General features: G+C 64.5%; 7 protein-coding genes. 5 read left to right on the forward strand and 2 right to left on the reverse strand.

Features of this window, described 5'->3' with window-relative positions:
- The 3 genes from I5M_RS00050 to I5M_RS00060 all read left to right on the forward strand — a co-directional run.
- Nucleotides 1-975: 3-deoxy-7-phosphoheptulonate synthase (locus I5M_RS00050; RefSeq protein ID WP_022719532.1), on the forward strand; the 975-nt coding region annotated here is incomplete at its 5' end.
- Between the two features lies 1 nt (nucleotide 976).
- Complete coding sequence (locus I5M_RS00055) at nucleotides 977-1,330, forward strand: diacylglycerol kinase (protein WP_022719533.1); 354 nt, start codon at nucleotides 977-979, stop codon at nucleotides 1,328-1,330.
- A gap of 45 nt (nucleotides 1,331-1,375) precedes the next feature.
- Nucleotides 1,376-3,133, forward strand: coding sequence for an NAD+ synthase (locus I5M_RS00060; RefSeq protein ID WP_022719534.1), 1,758 nt, complete (start codon nucleotides 1,376-1,378; stop codon nucleotides 3,131-3,133).
- Nucleotides 3,134-3,262: 129 nt separating this feature from the next.
- On the opposite strand, the gene I5M_RS00065 is transcribed toward I5M_RS00060, so the two are convergent.
- The gene (locus I5M_RS00065) at nucleotides 3,263-3,673 is read right to left on the reverse strand and encodes a type II toxin-antitoxin system VapC family toxin (protein ID WP_022719535.1); all 411 of its coding nucleotides are present in this window, start codon (nucleotides 3,671-3,673) and stop codon (nucleotides 3,263-3,265) included.
- Nucleotides 3,670-3,933, reverse strand: coding sequence for an antitoxin (locus tag I5M_RS00070; RefSeq protein ID WP_022719536.1), 264 nt, complete (start codon nucleotides 3,931-3,933; stop codon nucleotides 3,670-3,672). Before I5M_RS00070 ends, I5M_RS00065 begins: the two co-directional genes overlap by 4 nt.
- Before the next feature lie 506 nt (nucleotides 3,934-4,439).
- On the opposite strand from I5M_RS00070, the gene I5M_RS00080 reads away from it, so the two are divergent.
- Together I5M_RS00080 and I5M_RS00085 are read left to right on the forward strand one after the other, a co-directional pair.
- A complete protein-coding gene (locus I5M_RS00080) occupies nucleotides 4,440-4,631 on the forward strand; it encodes a hypothetical protein (RefSeq protein WP_022719538.1) in 192 nt (63 codons plus the stop codon).
- Nucleotides 4,632-5,227: 596 nt separating this feature from the next.
- Nucleotides 5,228-6,116: class I mannose-6-phosphate isomerase (locus I5M_RS00085; RefSeq protein ID WP_031334833.1), on the forward strand; the 889-nt coding region annotated here is incomplete at its 3' end.

The following is a 6,116-nucleotide window of genomic DNA, read 5'->3' on the forward strand; positions in this document are numbered from 1 at the left end:
CGACTCGCCTTCACCGAAGACGCGCGGACGCCAGATCCGCGCCGCCAGCTCGAAGCCTATCGGCAGTCGGCGGCGACGCTGAACCTGCTGCGCGCCTTCGCCAAGGGCGGTTACGCCAGCGTCGAGAACGTGCATCGCTGGATGCTGCAGTCGGTCAGCGACAGTCCGCAGTCGAAGGCCTATGCGGATCTGGCGGATCGCGTCTCCGGCGCGCTCGATTTCATGCGCGCTTGCGGCCTGACCTTCGCGGTCGATAGTTCGCTCGGCACCACCGACTTCTACACCAGCCACGAAGCGCTGCTGCTCGGCTACGAGCAGGCGATGACCCGCGTCGACTCGACCACCGGCGACTGGTACGCGACCAGCGGCCACATGCTGTGGATCGGCGATCGCACCCGCCAGCTCGACCATGCCCATGTCGAGTACTTCCGCGGCATCAAGAATCCGATCGGCCTGAAGTGCGGTCCGTCGCTGAAGACCGACGAATTGCTGAAGCTGATCGACGTGCTCAATCCCGACAACGAAGCCGGGCGGCTGACCCTGATCGGCCGGTTCGGCCACGAGAAGATCGGCGAGCATCTGCCGGCGATGGTCCGCGCGGTGAAGCGCGAGGGCCGCAACGTGGTGTGGTCGTGCGATCCGATGCACGGCAACACCATCACGTCGAACTCCGGCTACAAGACCCGGCCTTTCGACCGCATCTTGAGCGAGGTGCGCTCGTTCTTCGCGGTCCACGCCGCGGAGGGGACGCATGCCGGCGGCGTGCATCTGGAAATGACCGGCCAGAACGTCACCGAATGCCTCGGCGGTGCCCGCGCCATCACCGACGAGGACCTCAACAACCGCTACCACACCGCCTGCGATCCGCGGCTCAACGCCGAACAGTCGATCGACATGGCGTTCCTGATCGCGGACCTGTTGAAGCAGGGCCGCGCCGGCAAGGCCACCCCGCTGCCGGCTGCGGCTGGGCTCTAACTTGCTTAGATTCTGGCGCGCCACGATCAACTCGTGGCGCGGGCTCAAATTCGCGGCGCGCTCAGAGCAGGCGATCCGCGAGGAGCTGGTCGCCCTGGTGATCGCCATCCCGGCGGCTTGGCTGATCGGCGTTACGCCGGCCCGCCGCGTCGAGCTCATCGCGGTGGTGGCGATGGTGCTGATGGTCGAACTGCTCAATACCGCCATCGAGAAGCTGTCCGACCGGCTGACCACCGAGCACGATCTGCAGATCGGCCGGGTCAAGGACATGGGCTCGGCCGCGGTCGGCGTGGCCTTGGCGATCGCCGGAGCGTTCTGGCTGTTCGCGCTGGTTGAGCGCATGGGTCTGATCTAGCCGCGCCGATTGCGGAGCGGGCAGGGGCCCGTTAAATCTTCGGTCATGACCGACACTGCACCGCGCCTGACGATCACGCTCGCCCAGCTCAACCCGATCGTCGGCGACATCGCCGGCAACGCGGCGAAAGCGCGAGCGGCGCGCAAACAGGCGGCGGCTGACGGCGCCGACCTGATCGTCTTTCCAGAGCTGTTCGTCTCCGGCTATCCGCCTGAGGATCTGGTGCTGAAGCCGGCGTTCCAGGCAGCCTGCCGAGCCGCTGTGGAAGAACTCGCGCGCGAGACCGCCGACGGCGGCCCGGCGATGCTGATCGGCTCGCCCTGGATCGACGGCGGCCAGCTCTACAATGCCTGCGCGCTGCTCGACGGCGGCCGTATCGCCGCGATCCGCTACAAGGTCAATCTGCCGAACTACGGCGTGTTCGACGAGAAGCGGGTGTTTTCGCGCGGCCCCGTCTCCGGGCCGGTGACGATCCGCGGCGTTCGCGTCGGCGTGCCGATCTGCGAGGACATCTGGCTGGAGGAGTCGCCGGACTACGAGAACGTCGTCGAGTGCCTGGCCGAGACCGGCGCCGAATTGCTAATCGTGCCCAACGGTTCGCCCTACGCCCGCAACAAAGGCGACCTACGCCTATCGGTCGCCGTGGCCCGCGTCACCGAAAGCGATCTGCCGCTGATCTATCTCAACCAGATCGGCGGACAGGACGAGTTGGTGTTCGACGGCGCGTCGTTCGTGCTGCACGCCGACCGTACGCTGGCGGCGCAACTTCCCGCCTTCGCCGAATCGATTACCACGCTGACCTGGCACAAGGCCGCTGACGGCTGGCGCTGCGAAGGGCCGATCGCGCAAATCCCCGAAGGCGACGAGGGTGACTACGCGGCGTGCGTACTCGGCCTGCGCGACTACGTCCGCAAGAACGGCTTTCTCGGCGTGCTGCTCGGCATTTCCGGCGGCATCGACTCGGCGCTGTGCGCGGCGATCGCCGTCGATGCGCTCGGCGCCGACAAGGTGCGCGGCGTGATGCTGCCGTTCCGCTACACCGCGCAGGTGTCGCTCGACGACGCGGCGCGGCTCACCACTGCACTCGGCTTCCGCTACGAGGTTCTGCCGATCGCTCAGGCAGTCGAAGGCTTCGAGAGCATCCTGGCCAAGCCGTTCGAGGGATTGGAGCGCGACATCACCGAAGAAAATCTGCAGGCGCGCACCCGAGGCACGCTGCTGATGGCGATCTCCAACAAGACCGGCGCCATGGTGGTGACCACTGGTAACAAGTCGGAAATGAGCGTCGGCTACGCGACGCTGTATGGCGACATGAACGGCGGCTACAATCCGATCAAGGACATCTACAAGACCGAAGTGTTCCGGCTCTCGTCCTTGCGCAATCGCTGGAAGCCCGACGGTGCGCTCGGCCCCGACGGCGAAGTCATTCCGGAGAGCATCATCATCCGGCCGCCCACGGCTGAGCTGCGCGAAAACCAGACCGACCAGGATTCGCTGCCGCCCTACGACGTACTCGACGCCATCCTCGAACGCTTGGTCGAGCGCGAGGAGCCGCTGGCCAGCATCGTCGCCGAAGGCTTCGACAAGGACACCGTGCTGCGCATCGACCGCCTGCTCAACATCGCCGAATACAAACGCCGCCAGGCCGCGCCGGGGGTGAAGGTCACGCGCAAAAACTTCGGTCGTGACCGCCGCTATCCGATCACCAACAGGTTTCGCGACAAGGCCGAGCCGATGGCGACGCCGGACGAGACGCTGCTGACGCGGGCGAGCCGGGCATCGAGCGAGGCGTTCGAGGGGTAGGAGATCAGGCGGGTCCGGAAGAGTTCTGTTTGAAGCAAGCGTAGGCCGGATCGAGCGCAGTGCAGTCCGGGGGCTTCTGGACCGACGATGCTGCGCCCGGATTTCGCTTCGCTTGATCCGGGCTACGAATTAGCTTGGCTTCGTCCAGTCCTCTATCCGCAACGGTAGAGGCACGTTGGCAAAAGCCTTGTCTCGCGTCACCAGCGTCGCGTCCGTCGCGACCGCGTGGGCCGCGATCATCATGCCGATGGGCGCGAGCGTCACGCCTTTGGCTTCGCAGGCGGCACGTAGGTCGCCGTAGGTCTTGGTGACGTCGTGATCCCAGGGCAGCACGTCGACGCGGAGCAAGAATTGTCGGACCCGTTCACACAGCAAACTCGGATAGCCGCGCTTGGCGAGGCCGTAGAGTAGTTCGCCTTCGGTCACCGAAGAGATCACGACATCGGAGATAGGTAACGCCGCCAGCCGTTCGGCGATCTCGCGTCGGTCGCCCCTGATGACATGGCTGGCGATATTGGTATCGAGCATCCAGCCGCTCATTCTGTCCAGCCTTCGAACGGATCGCGATCGTGCGCAGGTTGGACCCGGTCCGCCGAACTCATGAAATCGTTAGGCACCTGATCCTTGTCGTAGAGTTCGAACAGGCCATCCCAGGAATCCGGCTTACGCGACAGGATGACGTCGCCAGTCCTCGGATCGCGACGGACGAAGACTTCGCTGCCTTCGAAGCGGAATTCGGCGGGCAGCCGAACGGCTTGGCTGCGGCCGGTGGTAAAAATCTTGGCGGTGCGTGAGGTCATTCCAACCTCCTGTACGATGGTATGTATCGTGATATATACCATCGAGGGGCCTCCTTCAAGGAAGGCCTTCGCGCACGCCACAACACGTCGCCCATAGGCACCGCCCGCACGGGCTTCGCGCAACGCCGGGTCGGCGAGTGAAGGTGCTCCTCGCGGCCGGACCAAGTCGAGCCGTCGCTATGGATTGCGGCGGCCAGCGCGGGTGGTTCGTCGCGCTGGAACACGCCGCTGTTCGACGCGGCGAGAATAGTCTCGCTATGTGCTGGTGCGCCTGTTACACCAGCGCCATCACCGCACGCTCGCTGGCTGTTATCGGTGACTGAGAGCAGTGCGCTCCCGCCTTAACAGATGAGGCGGTCAAATGCCCGAACCCCGCAAATTCGATATCCGCGAATGGATGGTTCCGCCGGTCCTGGTGCCGATTTTCATTGTTGTGCTGATCGTCATCGCCGGCGTCGTTCCGCGCTGATGCGCTCGCGATCGACCTTGGCCGACGGGAATACGCTGTGACAGACAAAGCCGCCATTCGCGACGCTTACGGTGCGCCGGCTGTCTTTGTCGGATCGAAGACCGGCCAGGACGACGCCTTCTTCGTCTTCGTCAGGGTCGGCGACGAGGAGCGCCGCATGCGGCGCTCCGAATGGGATGCGCTTCCCGCCTGGACCGGGCCGCGCCCGATCTGGGCGCCCAAGCGATGAATTGGGCGAGTCCGGCCGAATCCGACTTCGTCCTGGTATCAGCCGTGCGCTGCGTGCTTACTAATGGATCTGGCGGCGCGTCACATCGCCGTCAGCCGGGCATTCGACGCTTGTTCGTGCGTCCGCTTCCGGCGCGTCTGGAGTAGCGGCTTGGGCCGCACGGGTGTTGCAGGCGGCGTCGATGAGCATCTGACGCAGTTCCGCCTTGGTCTTCGGTGGAGAGCGCGTTCCGGATGCTTGCCAATGAGCCATGATGTTTAGCTAGTACTTTTCCCGCCGAATGTAAGGCCGCGGGAACCAGAGAAATCCGCGACGCACTGTGGTTTCCGATCTGCATCCGCCGCAAGCAGTGATCCGGAACTTAACGTGCCGGCACAAACTCCGTCCGATATGCTCGAAAGCGCGGCTGCGACAAATAACTCCCTTCAGGTGGTGCGCTGCTTGTTATTTGTTTGCGCGTAGCCATGTCGGGTAGGCGCGATCTGTCCGCTGCCGAGCAGCCCCTTCGAATTGCGCCGTCTTAGCCACGTCAAATCTCGAAACAGTCGTCACTGACGGCGCGCATATTTTCCATATGCGCCCGGTTCGGAGTGCTTATGGCTATTGAACGGGCCCTCGTGCAGGTCGCGCGCAAACCGTGGGGAGTCGAGGACCTCACTCCTTGGAGCGGCGTCGATGGCTCCGACGATCCGATCGGCGAGCTGAGATTTCAGCGAGGAAGCGGCAGCGAGTCCGCTTCGCGTCTGCTGCTCAAACTGCTGTTCGCGCGCCAATCCCTGTCGATTCAAGTCCATCCCGACGATGCATTCGCGCACTCGATCGGTTTACCGAATGGCAAGACCGAAGCTTGGTACATCCTGTCGGCGGCACCCGATGCGCGGATCGCCGTCGGATTGACGCGACGCCTGACCGCCAAGCAATTACATCAATCGATCAGAGACGAATCCATCGCCGACTTGGTCAGCTGGCGCCCCGTCATCGCGGGCGACGTCGTCCTCGTTCCTGCCGGAACGATTCACGCCATCGGCGGCGGCATCGTGCTGGCCGAAATTCAGCAGCGTAGCGATGCCACCTTCCGGCTGTTCGACTTCGGCCGGCAGCGCGACCTCGACGAGGATCGCGCCGTCGCCGTTTCCGATGCGGGACCGATCCGAATTCAAGCTCGTCCCCGGCGTTTGAACGCAGCAAGAACCGCCTTGATCGCCGGTCGTTACTTCGTCCTCGAGCGGATCGAGCTCGCCGCTGGCTCGAAATGGACGCTGAATGCCGAGCAGGAGACCTGGCTCCTCGTCATCGACGGAGCTGCGATGATCGGGCCGGTCGGCGCGACGGTCGGCGACGTGGTTTTCGCCGAAGCAGATCGTGCCGAGATCGAGACCGGCGCGAGCGGGATGACGGGGCTGGTCGCCTATCCGGGGCCTGATCCGGCCTTGGGATTGCTGAAGGAGCGTGGGGATCGGCTGACGTGCACCGGCGGAATGCCCG

The organism is Rhodopseudomonas sp. B29 (genome assembly GCF_000333455.1).
GTDB lineage: Bacteria > Pseudomonadota > Alphaproteobacteria > Rhizobiales > Xanthobacteraceae > Rhodopseudomonas.